This is a genomic window from Nocardiopsis prasina DSM 43845, from assembly GCF_000341265.1.
GTDB lineage: Bacteria > Actinomycetota > Actinomycetes > Streptosporangiales > Streptosporangiaceae > Nocardiopsis > Nocardiopsis prasina.
On the sequence record NZ_ANAE01000079.1, the window covers coordinates 50,240 to 64,145 of the forward strand.

Consider the following 13,906-nt stretch of genomic DNA (forward strand, 5'->3'; position numbering starts at 1 on the left):
CGGCCCCGGGCTTGAGAGCCCGGGGCCGCGGGCAGCGCGCGGCTTGGGATGGGCCGGACGCGATGCCGTCCATGAGGGGGATGCGGGGGTCAGGCTGCCAGGGATACCACGCCGTCGCGGCGGCCCTGCGCGACCGGTGACGTGAACACGCCACCGAGACCGCTGCGGACGAGTCTGCCGGAGACGTCCGTGACGGACACGCGGTTGACGACCTGGTTGGGCACGGGGGCCGGACGCCGGGTGGCCGCACCGTACTGGGCGACGAGGGTGCGCCGGTGGAGTTCGCCGAGCACGTCGATGATGCTCAGGCCCAGGGAACGGTAGATCGCGGCGAGGACCTCCGAGGAGGCCTCCTTGCGGCCGCGTTCGACCTCCGACAGGTAGGGGAGCGAGACCTGGGCGTCCTCGGCCACCTCACGCAGGGTGCGGCCCTGTTCCACGCGGGTGCGGCGGAGCAGGTCGCCGATGAGGTCGCGCATCAGGGGTTCGGCGGGGCGTGCTCGGGAGCGATTCCCCTCGCGGGCCTCGTCCATCGTGCGCAGAACGCCTTCGGACATCGGTGCCTCCCGTGTTGCCGTGTCCCGACCCTTCGAGCCTACGCCGCCGGAGTGCGGTAGCGGGAGGGGTTCCGGTGGCCTTATGCGGACGGCAGAAGCCGGACGAAGTCCTACGGAGTGGGCGGAGCGGTGCGCCCCCGTGGGGGAACACGGACCTGGTGCGCACGGAGACCCGGTGACCGTGGACTCCCACAGACAGCCCGTCCGCGGCCCGTACCCCCTCGCCCGGCTGCGGGCGGCCACAGCCGGGTCGGTCCACCGGCCCTCGCCCCGGGCGCCGTGCCGAGCGGGACTCGACCCGGCACCTGGTCGTTCCCGGCGATCGTGCGTCTTGCGGCACTACGTCTCGAAGTGCACAAAGCGGGGCAAAACCTTTGTTTTGTCCGGTGTCCACGGCCTTCGGAGCGGGGACGAGGAGGGAGCGTCTACTTGGGGAGGGCCCGTGGAGATCACAGGAATCATCACCGCGATCATTGTTGGTCTGATCATCGGTGCGCTCGGACGTCTCATCGTTCCCGGCAAGCAGCACCTGCCCATCTGGCTGACCCTGCTCCTGGGCATCGTCGCCGCCTTCATCGGTGGCTGGATCGCGAGCCTCTTCACGGGGTTCTGGCTGTTCGTGCTGATCGTCCAGGTCCTGGTCGCCGCGGCGATCGTGTACCTCGCTGACGGCATGTACTCCAAGAACACCAGAACGGCCTGATCCGCCGCCAAACGACTCGACCCGAGGCCGCCACCTCAGCCCGAGGCCACCGGACGCGATCCGGTGGCCTCGGCCACGCGCACGGTCCGGCCCGAGCCAGCGGAGGCCTCCGCCGCCGCGAGCACGGCCACGACCTCCCGGCCGAACCGCACGTCACAGGGGTCCCCGGCGCCCTCCCGGAGCTGCGCCAGCAGACGGTCGACGGCCGACCCGAAGGCCTCGACGGCGCTCCGGTCACCACCCGGAACCGAGCGCCACCCGTGTTCGCCGTAGAGGTCCACGGAGAAGGCCCCCGCCTCCGGTGCGGCGTCCAGCGTCACCGACAGCGAACCCACCGCCCCGCTCGTGTGCCGGGTGAGCACGTGAACGCTGTCCCGGGGGCCCGGGACCGCGGTGACTTCCTCGACCGTCCCGAGGACGGGCAGCACCACCGAGAGCACGTGCGGGCCCACGTCCCACAGTCCGCCCCTCTCCCGGCGCCAGGGTGAGGCCCCGTAGGGGTTGCCCGGCTGGAAGATCGACGCGAACAGGGTCGCCCGCACACCGTCCCAGCCGCCGTCGTCGGCGGCCTGACGCAGGAAGTCGTTCACCGACTCGGAGAAACGGCTGGTGAAGAAGACCACGGAGGCCAGACCACGCGCCTCGGTCTCGGCGACGACCGCGTCGGCGGCCTCGACGGACAGGGCCAGCGGTTTGTCCAACAGCAGGTGCTTCCCGGCCCGGGCCGCGCGCAGCGCCAGGTCACCCTGGACGTCCGGGGGGAGGGCGATCGCGACGGCGTCGACGTCGGCGAGGAGCGCGTCCACGTCCTCGTAGGGCCGTGTGCCGAGCCGCTCGGCCAGCTCCGCCGCCTTCGCGGGGTCGCGTCCCCACACCCCGACCAGGGTGGTCTCCGGATGCGCGGCCAACGCCGCGCCATGGGTCCCGGTCGCCCAGAAACCTGTGCCCAACAGTCCGAACCGCACAGGACCCTCCCGGTGTCTGTGGTCTTGCCCCTGCCAACGCAACCCTGACCCACGGGAACGCTCTCAGCAAGGCCCCGGCCCGGATTGGTCGCCCGACCATCGGGAAGGGGGCCGCCCGGGCGTTCGGGGACCCTCCGGCGTGGCCAGGTCCGGACGCGCGGTCCGGGAGTGCTTCCGGTGTCCGCGCTGGTGAAGGGGGCTTTATCCGAAAACGGTCCACCTCGCGGAGCCCGGGGCGGCCCGTGAAACTCCTGGTGGAATCCTCCGGTCTCGACCATCATGGGCACTCGTGAGCACCGGGACTGGTCCGGCCAGCGGGAACGTTGTCGGCCTGGAGACCGGCCGGTGCGTGTGTTCGCCACGAAGGGGGCCAACCCGTGGACACCGACCAGATGAAGGACGCTCCTCAGGACACCGTTCGGTTCGACTTCGAGGGGCCGGAAGAGGCCAACGACTGGATGCGCGTCCACATGGAATCTCTGCGGGCCTGCGCGCACTGGGCCGAGCACGAGTCCGGGACGGTCGAGGACCGGTCCCACGCGCTCCTCGAAGCGGGGCTGCGCGCGGCCCGCGCGCTCGGGGACAAGGGGTTGGAGTCATGGGTCCGCCACCTCCGGGGCCTGGCCCTGCTGGACTCCGGGGACCTGGAGGGCGCCGACCAGGAGTTCGTCGCCTCCCTCATGCTGGCCGAGACCCACGGCGACGACCGGGCCCGCGCCGCGTCCCTGGAGGCCCGGGGCGTCGTCGCCCAGCGGGACCGGCGCGACCAGGAGGCCCTGGACCTGTTCGACCTGGTCGAACAGGTCCAGGACCCGAAGGGCCGCCCCCGGGGGACGGCCCTGTTGGACCTCCTGCGCGGACGGTCCCTGGTGACCCTGGGCCGTTTCGACCACGCTTTGGAACGGCTGGACGCGGCCCGGGAGGTGTTCGCCCCGTCCGGCGGAGGGGCGGTGGACGAGGTCAACCTCGCCAGGGTCCGACTGGAGCGGGGCCGTGCGCTCAACGGCAAGCGCCGTGGAGAGGAGGCCCGGGACGAACTGGAACTCTCCCTGGCCGGGTTCGAGGCCCGGGGCCACACCGTGCAGATGGCCCGGGTCCGCGAGGCGCTTGCCGGGGTGACGCAGCTGGCCGGGGAGAAGAACTGGATGGACCACCTGCTGGAGGCGGAACGGCTCTACCGCGAGGTCGGCAGCGAGGCCGAGGCGGAGCGCATCCGCTCGTTCCTGCCCCGGGGCCGTTCCTGAGGGTGAAGCGGATCCTCCGGGGGTGACGCCTAGAGCAGCTGGCGGTCTGCGGCAGGCCGCGGGTGTCCTCGCCACGACCCGGTGGTGACGGCCCGGGTCCCCGGGCGCCGTTCAGCTCAGGCGGCGGGCTCCCGCCGAGGGCAGGGCGGTGAACACCACCGGTTCGGCGAACCCGTGTTCCGCGAAGGCGGCGCGGACCGCCTTGTCGCAGTCCTGCGCGCCCTCGGCCTCCACCAGGGCGATGACGCAGCCGCCGAAGCCGCCGCCGGTGATCCGCGCCCCCAGCGCCCCCGAGGACAGGGCGGCCGCCACCGCCGTGTCCACCTCGGGAACGCTCACCTCGAAGTCGTCCCGCAGGGAGGCGTGCGAGGCGGTGAACAGCGGACCCGCCTCGCGGGGACGACCGGCTCTGAAGAGCGCCACCGTCTCCAGCACCCGGGCGTTCTCGGTGACCACGTGCCGCACCCTGCGGCGGACCACCGGATCAGGGAGCGCGGCCAGCGCTCCTGGGAGGTCCTCGACGGAGACGTCCCGCAGCGCCCTGACGCCCAGGGCGCGGGCGGCCTCCTCACAGGAGCGGCGCCGCTCGGCGTAGGCGCCCTCGACCAGCCGACGCGGGGCCCGGGTGTCCACCACCAGCAGCGACATCCCGTGCGCGGCCGGGTCGAACGGAACCTGCTCGGTCTCCAGCGAACGGCAGTCCAGGAACAGCGCCCGTCCCTCGTCGGCCAGCATCACCGCGGACTGGTCCATGATCCCGCAGGGCATCCCCACGAAGTCGTTCTCCGAGCGCTGGGCCAGCCGTGCCACCTCGGCCGGGGCCGGGCCCGACCCGTGCAGGCCGGTGGCGGCCAGGATCGTCGCGCAGCACACCGCCGCGGACGTGGACAGCCCGGTGCCGGTGGGGATGCCGCTCTCCACCCACAGGTCCAGGCCGCCGATGCCGTACCCCTCGTCGGCCAGGGCCCACAGCGCGCCTGCCTGGTAGGCGGCCCAGCCGGGCACCGTGCCGGGGGACAGGTCGGCCAGCCGCGCCTCGAAGGTGTCGGGGAACTCCCGCGACCGCAGCCGCACCCGGTCGTCCGGGCGGCGCGCGGCGGCCACGGTCAGCGAGTGGGGCAGGGCGATGGGGAGGGCGAAACCGTCGTTGTAATCGGTGTGCTCGCCGATGAGGTTGATCCGCCCCGGAGCGGTCCACACCCCCTCCGGCTCCGCACCGAAGGCCTCTCGGAACTCCGTCGCGACACCGTTCACCGGGAGACCTCCCCGGCGCGGGCGAACGCCCAGGCGTCCGCCACGATCTCGTCCAGGCCACGGGAGGGTTCCCAGCCCAGCTCCTGGCGGGCCCGTTCGACACCGGCGACCAGCACCGCCGGGTCACCGGCCCTCCTGGGCCCCTCCACCACCGGAACGGGGTGCCCGGTGACCCGCCGCACGGCGGCCAGGACCTCGCGCACAGTGGAGCCGCCGCCTCCACCCAGGTTGAACACCCGGTGGGTTCCCGGCGCCACGTGCTCCAGCGCTCTCAGGTGGGCGTCGGCGAGGTCGGCCACGTGCAGGTAGTCGCGGACGGCGGTGCCGTCCGAGGTCGGGTAGTCGGTGCCGAACACCGTGGCGTGCGGGACCTCCCCGGAGGCCACCCGGAGCAGGTTCGGGATGAGGTGGGTCTCGGGATCGTGCCGTTCGCCGAAGCCCAGGTGGGCCCCGGCCACGTTGAAGTAGCGCAGGCTCACCGCGCCCAACCCGTGTGCCCGCGCCCACCCGGCCAGCATGTGGTCGACGGCGAGCTTGCTCGCCCCGTAGGGGTTGGTGGGCATCGCCGGGTCGGACTCCCGCAGCGGCGCGTCCGAGGGCGGGTCGCCGTAGGTGGCGGCGGTGGAGGAGAACACCAGACGGCGCACGCCGTGGGTCCGTGCGGCCTCCAGCAAAGCCAGGGTGCCGCCCACGTTGGTGTCCCAGTACGGCCCCGGGTCCTCGACGGACTCGCCGACCAGGGACCTCGCGGCCAGGTGCACCACGCCGTCGAAGGACGGGTCGAGAACGTCCGCGGCGGCGCGCAGGTCCCCCTCGACCAGGGTCGCGCCCGGGTGGACCGCGTCCCGGTGCCCGGCGTGCAGCGCGTCGAGCACGGTGACCTCGTGCCCGGCCTCGGTCAGGAGCGCCGTGACGACACTGCCGACGTAACCGGCACCGCCGGTGACGAGGAGTTTCACGGATCAGGCCTCTCGGAGTCGTCGGGCCGTGGTCTCGGGGGCCACGTCGTTGCTGAACACGCCCGCGCCGGACTCGGTCCCGGCCAGGTACTTGAGTCTGCCCGGGGCACGGCGCACGGAGAACAGTTCGAGGCGAAGACGGGCCAGCCCGCGCGCCTCCGGGTCGTGGGCGGGGGCCTGGTGCCAGGCCGAGATGTAGGGCAGCGGGGTGTCGTACAGCCGGTCCGCCCGGGCGAGGAGGTCGGAGTAGAGCTCGGCGAGGGCGGCGCGCTCTCCGGAGTCCAGGGCGGGCAGGTCGGGCACGGCGCGGTGGGGGTAGACGTGCACCTCCACGGGCCAGCGCGCGGCCTCGGGGACGAACGCCGTCCAGTGCTCGTTGCGCAGCACCACACGGGGTCCGGCGCTCTCGGCTGCCAGGATGTCGGCGAACAGGTCGCCCCCGGTCGCGGCGCGGTGCCGCCGAGCGGAGTCGAGGTCGCGTTCGGCCCGGGGGGTGACGAAGGGGAGCGCGTAGATCTGCCCGTGCGGATGGTGCAGGGTCACACCGATCTCCGGTCCCCGGTTCTCGAAGACGTACACGTGCGCGACCTCGGGCCGGGCGGACAGCTCCTCGGTCCGGTCCGCCCAGGCGTCGATGATCGTGCGAACGCGACGGGGACCGAGAGCGGCGAGCGAAGTGTCGTGGTCGGAGGAGAAGCAGACCACCTCACAACGGCCCTCGGAGCCGCTGAGGGCCGGGAAGCGGTTCTCGAAGACCGCGACGTCGTAGGACGAGGAGGGCACCTCGGTGAGGCGGTCGCCATGGGAGGGGCACAGCGGGCACTCGTCGCTGGGCGGCAGGTGGGTGCGGTCCTGGCGGTGGGCGGCGATGACCACCCACTCGCGCCGGAGCGGGTCCCAGCGCAGCTCCGAGCCGGAGGCGGCGGGCGGCAGGTCGCGCCGGTCCGGGACCTCCTCGCGGACACCGCCCTCCTCGTCGTAGTAGATGATCTCGCGGCCGTCGGCCAGCCGTGTGGCGGTCTTCCTCATCCGTGCTCCCGGGGGACGTCGGTGACCACGAGGCGGCCCACGCGGTCCTGGAGGGTCTCACGTGCGGAGGGGGTGATCCGGTCGTCGGTGACGAGCACGTCGCAGCGGTCCAGCGGGGCGATGGTGCTGATCCCCACGGTGCCCCACTTGGTGTGGTCGGCGGCGACCACCAGGGTCGCGGCCGCCTCCACCAGGGCCCGGTTGGTCTCGGACTCCATCAGGTTGGGTGTGGTGAACCCGGCTCGATCATGGATGCCGTGCACGCCCAGGACCAGGGTGTCCAGGTTGATCCCGCGCACGGAGGCCAGGGCCATCGGGCCCACGAGGGCGTCGGAGGGGGTGCGGAATCCGCCGGTGAGCGCCACGGTCTGGTCGGTGCGCTCGGAGCGGTACAGGACCTCGGCCACGTGGATCGAGTTGGTGATGACGGTCAGCCCGGGGGTCTCCCGCAGGTACTCGGCGACCAGGGCGGTGGTGGTCCCGGCGGACAGCCCCACGGCGCTGTGTGGTTCGACCAGACCGGCGACGGCTCTGGCGATCGTGTGCTTCTCCTCGGACTGGAGTGTGGACTTCGCCTCGAACCCGGGTTCCGTGGTGCGGGCGCCCTCGGGGGCGACGGCGCCGCCGTGGACCTTGACCAGTGACCCCCGGTGCTCCAGCGCGTCGAGGTCGCGCCGGATGGTCATGTCGGACACGGCGAGGGAGTCGACCAGGTCGGTGACACGGACGCCGCCGTCCCGTCGGACCTGTTCGAGGATCAGCTCTCGCCGTTGCGCGGCCAGCATCCGGCTCCCATGATCGAAAATGTGTGATCTTGTTTATTTACGGTGCCTTGTTGCTGTGTCTGTTGTCAATGGTGCGATCTGTCTGACGGAATCTGTTGGTTTCCGTCATGGATCCGTTGGTCTCGCCGGTCCTGGCCAATCGGGGTCGGTCCTCGTTCCCCTTCCGGGCGGGCCGGTGTGAGGTGAGCTGGACCAGCAGCACAGCACCGATCGCGGCGAGGGCACCCGCCCCCTGTGCGGGGGTGAGGGTCTCGTCGAGCACGAGGAACCCCAGAAGGGTGGCGGTGAGCGGACTGGCGAAGGACAGGAAGGACACCGCCAGCGCGGGCAGCCGCTCCAGACCCCGGAACCAGACCAGGTAGGAGAGCAGAGCCCCGACCAGGCCCAGATACGTGTAGCCCGCCAGGTTGGCGGCGCTGAGGCTCGCGGGCAGCCCCTCCAGGAGCAGGGTGGGGGGAAGCAGGACCAGCCCGCCCGCGGTGAGCTGCCAGCCGGTGGCTCCGAGCAGGCTCACCCCCGCAGGGCGCCCCCAGCGCTTGGTGAGCACGAGGCCGGTGCCCATGGACACCGCGGCGCACAGACCGGCCAGGATCCCCACGGGGTTCAGGGCGGTCTCCGGGCCCGCCACGAGCAGCCCCACGCCGGAGGCCCCGAGCAGGCAGGCGAGCACGTGCGTCAGCCTGAGCCGGTCACCCAGCAGCAGGGCCGCCAGGAGCATGACGATCACCGGCTGGACCGCCATCACCAGGGCGGCGACCCCTCCGGGGAGCAGGTAGGCGGCCACGTACAGCAGGTAGAGGAAGGCGCCGATGTTGAGGGTGCCCAGGATCAGCGAACGCCACCACCACACCCCCGAGGGCAGCGTCCGGGCGAACAGCACCAGCAGGAGTCCCGCTGGCAGAGCACGCAGGAGTGCGGCCAGCAGGGGGCGGTCCGGTGGGAGGAGCTCGGTGGTGACCAGGTAGGTGCTGCCCCAGACCACGGGTGCCAGGGCGGTGACCAGCGAGTCGCCGAGGATCCGTCCGCGCCCGCTCACGTCGCCCGCGTGGTGGATCCGAGGGGCGGGACCAGGGCCAGGCCGAGGGAGTGGACGGTCTCAGTGACGGGGGGTGCCATCTGCCAACCCTTCGATGTCGAACTGTTCGATGTTGAAAGATTACGCGAAGGGTTCGGGGCAGGTCAAGGACGCGGCGCTATGATCGCCGGATGAACGACGCCGTCGACCTCTTCCTCGCGCAGTGGGCCCGCGAACGGCCCGACCTCGACGCCTCCCCGATGGGGGTGATCGGTCGGATGAACCGCTTGCAGCAGCTGCTGGGGCGCAGGGTCGCCGATCTCCTGGCCGAGTACGACCTGGAGCGCTGGGAGTTCGACGTGCTGGCCACTCTGCGGCGGTCCGGGGAGCCCTACCAGCTGACCGCCAGGGACCTGGTCCGGATGATGATGGTGGGTTCGGCGGCCATGACGCACCGGGTCGACCGCCTCGTGCGCAAGGAGCTGGTCCACCGCCAGGTCGACCCGGCGAGCAGACGTCGTGTCCTGGTCACCCTCACCGACAAGGGTCTGGCGCTGGTGGACGGCGCGGTCGCGGGGCACGTGGACAACGAGGCCCGCCTGCTCGACGGTCTGAGCAAGGAGGAGCAGGACCAGCTCGCCGACCTGATGCGCGCCCTGCTGCTCTCCCTGGGCGACACCGCGCCCGAGGTGCCCTGACCTCGCCGCACGACGAGGGGGAGGTCCCGTGTGGGAACCTCCCCCTGAAGTCTGGTGTTCGGAGAACGAACTACTCGCGGCCTGGCTTGTCGTCCGGGGTCAGGGCGTCCTTGACCTTCTCGCCAGCCTGCTTGAGCTTGGACTTGGTCTGCTCGGCCTTGCCCTCGGCCTGCCACTGCTCGTTGCCGGTGGCCTTGCCGAGGCCCTCCTTGGCCTTGCCCTTGAACTCGTCGAACTTGTTCTCAGCCTTGTCGCTCTCGGACATGTGAGCCTCCTTCGATCGGATTCACCCACAGCCTGTCCGATTCACGGGAAAACATTCATGATCGGGGGGACGGATGTGCCTGAAGTGACCGAGGACACTCGTGATCTCAGGCCTGGGCGGGCGCGATCGGCACGACGGAGGCGAAGGGGGCGTGGGTGGCCAGGCGCTCGGCGATACCCTCGCGGACCATGGCCTTCGCGGTGCGCACGGCGTCGCCGACTTCGGCTCCCTTGGCCAGTTCGGCGGTGATCGCGGCGGCGAAGGTGCAGCCCGCCCCGCTCACGCGCTCCTCGCCGATCTTCGGCGCGCTCAGGACGGTGACCTCTTCGCCGTCGAAGTAGACGTCGACGGCGTCGGGGCCGGGCAGCTCGGTGCCGCCCTTGACGACCACGTGCCGGGGGCCGAGTTCGCGGATGCGGCGGGCCGCCTCCACGAGGTCCTCGACGGTCTCGATCGACTCCATCCCGGCGAGGGTGCGGGCCTCGAAGTGGTTCGGGGTGATGACGGTGGCCAGCGGCAGGATCTGCGCGGTCAGGGCCTTGTCCGTGTCCAGGGCGGCGCCGGGCTCCTGGCCCTTGCAGATCAGGACCGGGTCGAGGACCACGTGGCGCCACGGCTGGCGCTGGAGGGCCTCGGAGACCACGTCGATGGTGTCCGGGGTGCCGAGCATGCCGATCTTGACGACGTCGAGGTCGTGGCAGGTGGTGGCCGCCTCGATCTGGTCCGCGATGACGCCCGGGTCGACGGGGACGAACCGGTGGCCCCAGTTCTCCTTCGGGTCGAAGGAGACGATGCAGGTGATCGTCCCCATGCCGTAGACGCCCAGTTCCTGGAAGGCCTTCAGGTCAGCCTGGATGCCGGCGCCGCCGGTGGCCTCCGACCCTGCGATCACGTACGCGCGGTTGGTCATCGCCAACCTCCCTCTAACTTGCTGTGCAGATGCGCGGTGTCGGGGCCCTCGCGGGACACGAACCCACTGGTTATTGCATCACAACTGTTCATTTCCGGCATAACGTTCAGAGTGTGGTTCTCGGGACACCCGGTTCGGCCCGCCCTCACCAGTCGGCGAGCAGGGCGTCCGTGGTGTCGTAGCCGCTGACGTAGGCGCCCTCCACCGTGTTCTCCCCGGTCGTCGGCTCGCCCGCGAAGTACAGCACCCCCTCCAGCGGCCGCGCGAGCGTGTCCGGAGCATCGTGCGCGCCCGGAGGGACGAAGAGGTAGGCGCCCCGGCTGAACTCGTCGGCCGCCCAGTCGTGCGTGGTGCGGGCGACCGGCGCGGGCGGCTCCTCACCGAGCGCCTCGGCGAGCGCGGCCAGCCCGGCGGCGAACCGCTGGTCCGGTGGCAGGTCCAGGAGCTCCCGGGCCGGCTCGCCCGCGGCCCAGGCCACCACCACCTCCGGTGTCGCGCGCGACAGGCACCAGAACACGAAACCGGTGTCCTCGTCCCAACCCAGGGCGTCTTCGTCGGCGGGAAGGACCGCGCGGTCGAACTCGTACACGAGTTTGAGGGCGTCGGTGCGGTCCAGGGCGTCGACGGCGTCCCGGTGGCCGGAGGGCAACGCTGGTTCGAAGACCACGTCACCGGCCTTGAGGACCCCGATCGGGAGCGTCACCACGCACCGGTCGGCCCGCACCTCCAAGCCGCCCTCGGGCGAGGCCACGTCCAGTCGCACGCCGCGTCCGGACCAGCGCACGCGGCGGACCGCGTGTTCCAGGCGCACGTCCAGGCCGTGGGAGAGGGGTGGCAGCAGGCCGTCGTAACCGCCGACCACGCGGAAGTTCTCCCGGGGTACGGACCACCAGTCGAAGAGGCCGTACTCGCGCATCCACACGGCGCTCCACCGCTCCAGGGACTCGTTGTCGATGGAGACCGGTGGCCATTGGTCCTCGGGTACGCCCATGCGGCGCAGGTACGCGGCGGCGTCCTCGTTCTCGTGGGGTGCCTCGGGGGTCGGAACGGGCGCGGAGACCCCCTCCCCGGCGCGCACCTGCACGGTCTCCGCCTCGGCCTCCGCCACCAGTTCCCATGTGTAGGCCTCCCGGCCGTGGATCAGCCCGGCACCGAGTTCGACGGGGACCGAGCTGAAGCCGTGGTCGGTGTACAGCTGTCCGCCGATCCGGTCGCGTGCCTCCAGGACGATCACGGAGAGGCCGTGGTCGGCGAGGTTGCGCGCGGCCGAGAGTCCGGTGACCCCGGCCCCGATCACCGCCACGTCCCAGCGTTCCCGCGCGGCGCGGGCCGACGCGCCCAACAGCGCGGCTCCGCCCAGGAGCACGCCCCCGCCGGCCAGCAGGGACCGCCGGCTCACCGCTGGTCGCGGGGCGTCCTGAGTGCCCCGCCCGTCCGCTCCCACGCCGCCTCCAGTTTGGCCAGGCCCCCGGTCTCGGGGACGCCCGTCCCCGCATTATCGGTGCGGAACCGGACGCGGTGGTCACGTGAGCCCGCGGAACCCGGGGCGGCCGGAGACGGCCACCGGTTGCGAATATAAAAATATGTCCCTAATATTTTTATATGACACGCACCGCTGACCACGACGAGAGACGACGCCAGGTCGCCGAGGCCCTGTTGCGCACCATCGCCCGCAAGGGCCTGGCGGCGACCACCTTCGCGGACGTCGCCGACGAACTCGGCGGCTCCGTGGGGCTGGTCCAGCGCTACTTCCGCAGCAAGTCCGACCTCCTGCGCTTCGGGGTCGAGCACCTCTACCAGCGAGGTGAGGAGAGGATCGAGGCGGTGGAGCGGGTCGCGCCCGTCCGCGACCTCATGTTCCGGATCGCGCACACCCTCCTGCCCATGGACGAGGAGCGGCGCAGGGAACTCACCGTCTGGCTGGAGTTCCTGCCCACGGCCGTCCGCGACCCCGAGATGGCCGAACTGCACCGGACCACCACCCGCCGACTGGTCGACGGGTTGGCGGAGGGGCTGGACGCCGCGCAACGCGTGGGCGAACTCTCCGCAGACCTCGTCCCCAGAGCCGAGGCCGCCGCCCTGGTGGCCCTCGCCGACGGGCTCACCCTGCACCAGTTGGCCACCCCGGACCTGTTCGACGACGCCACCGCCGAGCGCCTGCTCCGGCAGCACTTCGCCCGCCTCTTCGCGGCGGGGACGGAGGACGCCTGACATGACCGGCGACGACACCGCTCTCCAGAGGGCCGAACCCACCGGGCGGTCGGCCAGCGGGCGACTGCCCCTGCTGGACGTCCTCAGGGGCGTGGCCATCCTCGGCACGCTCGCCACCAACGTGTGGCTGTTCGCCGGACCCGGCGGGGACGCCGTGATCCTCTACGGGACCGACGAACTCAGCCCGTTCACGCCGTTCCACGCGGACCCGTCCGCCGCGACCCTGGCCGAGGGCGTCTTCCGGACCATCGCCAACGGCAAGTTCCTCGCCCTGCTCACGCTGCTCTTCGGCGCGGGCCTGGCCATCCAGTTCCAGTCGGCCGCGCGACGGGGCGCACGCTGGCCGGGGCCCTACCGGTGGCGGGCGCTGTTCCTGTTCGTCGAAGGGGCCGTGCACTTCTCACTTGTTTTCGCCGGTGACGTGCTTATGGGGTACGCGGTGGTCGCCCTGTTGGCCGCCTGGCTGCTCACCCGCTCGGAACGGGCCCGGAACGGGGTCATGTGGGTGTCGGTCTCCCTGCACGTGGTCCTCATGGGCCTGGTCACGGCGGCGCTCGTGGCCGAGCCCACGCGGCCGACATCCGTGCCCCCCGAGGCGGTCGAGCTCTACGCGCACGGCTCCTACCCGGAGCAGGTCGCCTTCCGCCTGGACAACTTCCTGGGGCTGCGCCTCGAACCCGTCCTCACGTTCGGCCTGATGGTGTTCATGTTCCTCCTGGGGGTGCGGCTCCTTCGCGCCGGTGCCTTCGCCGACGACCCGGTCGGGTGCGGCATCCGCGCCCGACTGCTCGGGTGGGGGCTCGGCCTGGGCGTCCCGCTCACCGTCCTCACCGCCCTCGGCGGGCCGGACTGGCTCCTCATGGACCGCTACGTGGTGGCTCCGCTGGTCGCTGTGGGTCTGATCGGCCTGGTCGGTCGCCTGCTGGACGGCACGACCGGCACCGGTCCCGTGGTCGCGGGGGTCTCCGCCCTCGGCCGGATGGCGATGACCGGCTACGTGACCCAGAACGTCATCCTCATGTTCGTCTGCTACGGGTTCGGCCTCGGCCTGGCCGACCGCATGGCGGACACGGGACGGTGGTGGGTGCTGGTCCTGTGGGCCGTGGTGTCGCTGGTGCTGGTGGTGGCCTCTCTGCTGTGGCTGCGCCGCTTCCGCCAGGGCCCGTTGGAGGCCCTCCAGAAGAAGGTCCTCGCCCGGGCCCGGTGAGGAGCCGGTCCCCGCCGTGGGCCCTTCGCTCCCCGGCGCGGAGCGGTCCGGGTGTGTCCACGGAGAACGGGCCCCTCGTCCTTCGCCGTGGCCGGGCCCAGACC

15 protein-coding genes are annotated in these 13,906 nt (G+C 71.9%); 5 read left to right on the forward strand and 10 right to left on the reverse strand.

What is annotated here, in order from left to right; translation table 11 throughout:
- Positions 1 to 89: 89 nt before the first annotated feature.
- Entirely contained in the window at positions 90 to 557 is a 468-nt protein-coding gene (locus tag D452_RS31635) for a helix-turn-helix domain-containing protein (protein WP_017542831.1), read from the reverse strand.
- 442 nt (positions 558 to 999) lie between these two features.
- Here D452_RS31635 and D452_RS0103840 point away from each other — a divergent pair, with 442 nt between their 5' ends.
- Positions 1,000 to 1,260, forward strand: a complete 261-nt coding sequence (locus tag D452_RS0103840; protein WP_017542832.1) for a GlsB/YeaQ/YmgE family stress response membrane protein — start codon at positions 1,000 to 1,002, stop codon at positions 1,258 to 1,260.
- Between the two features lie 35 nt (positions 1,261 to 1,295).
- On the opposite strand, the gene D452_RS0103845 is transcribed toward D452_RS0103840, so the two are convergent.
- Positions 1,296 to 2,225: a Gfo/Idh/MocA family protein gene (locus tag D452_RS0103845; RefSeq protein ID WP_017542833.1), complete on the reverse strand. Its 930-nt coding sequence runs from the start codon at positions 2,223 to 2,225 to the stop codon at positions 1,296 to 1,298.
- A gap of 377 nt (positions 2,226 to 2,602) precedes the next feature.
- Between D452_RS0103845 and D452_RS30625 the strand changes: the two genes are divergently transcribed.
- Positions 2,603 to 3,469 (forward strand): tetratricopeptide repeat protein, encoded by an 867-nt coding sequence (locus tag D452_RS30625; protein ID WP_017542834.1) that lies wholly within the window; start codon positions 2,603 to 2,605, stop codon positions 3,467 to 3,469.
- A gap of 111 nt (positions 3,470 to 3,580) precedes the next feature.
- Here the strand turns inward: D452_RS30625 and galK are convergent, their stop codons facing one another.
- Genes galK through D452_RS0103875 form a run of 5 tightly spaced genes read right to left on the reverse strand, consistent with a single transcriptional unit; the run spans position 3,581 to position 8,532 of the window.
- Positions 3,581 to 4,723, reverse strand: coding sequence for a galactokinase (galK, locus tag D452_RS0103855; protein WP_017542835.1), 1,143 nt, complete (start codon positions 4,721 to 4,723; stop codon positions 3,581 to 3,583).
- Positions 4,720 to 5,682: a UDP-glucose 4-epimerase GalE gene (gene galE / locus D452_RS0103860; RefSeq protein ID WP_017542836.1), complete on the reverse strand. Its 963-nt coding sequence runs from the start codon at positions 5,680 to 5,682 to the stop codon at positions 4,720 to 4,722. Before galE ends, galK begins: the two co-directional genes overlap by 4 nt.
- A gap of 3 nt (positions 5,683 to 5,685) precedes the next feature.
- Positions 5,686 to 6,711 carry a galactose-1-phosphate uridylyltransferase gene (gene galT, locus D452_RS0103865; protein ID WP_017542837.1) on the reverse strand — a complete coding sequence of 342 codons (1,026 nt, stop codon included), beginning with the start codon at positions 6,709 to 6,711 and terminating at the stop codon, positions 5,686 to 5,688.
- Complete coding sequence (locus tag D452_RS0103870; RefSeq protein ID WP_017542838.1) at positions 6,708 to 7,496, reverse strand: DeoR/GlpR family DNA-binding transcription regulator; 789 nt, start codon at positions 7,494 to 7,496, stop codon at positions 6,708 to 6,710. Before D452_RS0103870 ends, galT begins: the two co-directional genes overlap by 4 nt.
- A 37-nt stretch (positions 7,497 to 7,533) precedes the next feature.
- Positions 7,534 to 8,532 carry an EamA family transporter gene (locus tag D452_RS0103875; RefSeq protein WP_017542839.1) on the reverse strand — a complete coding sequence of 333 codons (999 nt, stop codon included), beginning with the start codon at positions 8,530 to 8,532 and terminating at the stop codon, positions 7,534 to 7,536.
- Between the two features lie 170 nt (positions 8,533 to 8,702).
- Between D452_RS0103875 and D452_RS0103885 the strand changes: the two genes are divergently transcribed.
- Entirely contained in the window at positions 8,703 to 9,209 is a 507-nt protein-coding gene (locus D452_RS0103885; protein WP_017542840.1) for a MarR family winged helix-turn-helix transcriptional regulator, read from the forward strand.
- Positions 9,210 to 9,279: 70 nt separating this feature from the next.
- Here D452_RS0103885 and D452_RS0103890 read toward each other — a convergent pair whose 3' ends face one another.
- The 3 genes from D452_RS0103890 to D452_RS0103900 form a co-directional block, all read right to left on the reverse strand.
- The gene (locus D452_RS0103890) at positions 9,280 to 9,474 is read right to left on the reverse strand and encodes a CsbD family protein (protein WP_017542841.1); all 195 of its coding nucleotides are present in this window, start codon (positions 9,472 to 9,474) and stop codon (positions 9,280 to 9,282) included.
- A gap of 106 nt (positions 9,475 to 9,580) precedes the next feature.
- Positions 9,581 to 10,384 (reverse strand): bifunctional hydroxymethylpyrimidine kinase/phosphomethylpyrimidine kinase, encoded by an 804-nt coding sequence (thiD, locus tag D452_RS0103895; RefSeq protein WP_017542842.1) that lies wholly within the window; start codon positions 10,382 to 10,384, stop codon positions 9,581 to 9,583.
- 145 nt (positions 10,385 to 10,529) lie between these two features.
- Positions 10,530 to 11,783: a flavin monoamine oxidase family protein gene (locus D452_RS0103900; RefSeq protein ID WP_017542843.1), complete on the reverse strand. Its 1,254-nt coding sequence runs from the start codon at positions 11,781 to 11,783 to the stop codon at positions 10,530 to 10,532.
- Positions 11,784 to 11,986: 203 nt separating this feature from the next.
- On the opposite strand from D452_RS0103900, the gene D452_RS0103905 reads away from it, so the two are divergent.
- Positions 11,987 to 12,595 (forward strand): TetR/AcrR family transcriptional regulator, encoded by a 609-nt coding sequence (locus tag D452_RS0103905; protein WP_017542844.1) that lies wholly within the window; start codon positions 11,987 to 11,989, stop codon positions 12,593 to 12,595.
- 1 nt (position 12,596) lies between these two features.
- Positions 12,597 to 13,802 (forward strand): DUF418 domain-containing protein, encoded by a 1,206-nt coding sequence (locus D452_RS0103910; RefSeq protein ID WP_017542845.1) that lies wholly within the window; start codon positions 12,597 to 12,599, stop codon positions 13,800 to 13,802.
- The last annotated feature ends 104 nt before the right edge of the window (positions 13,803 to 13,906 follow it).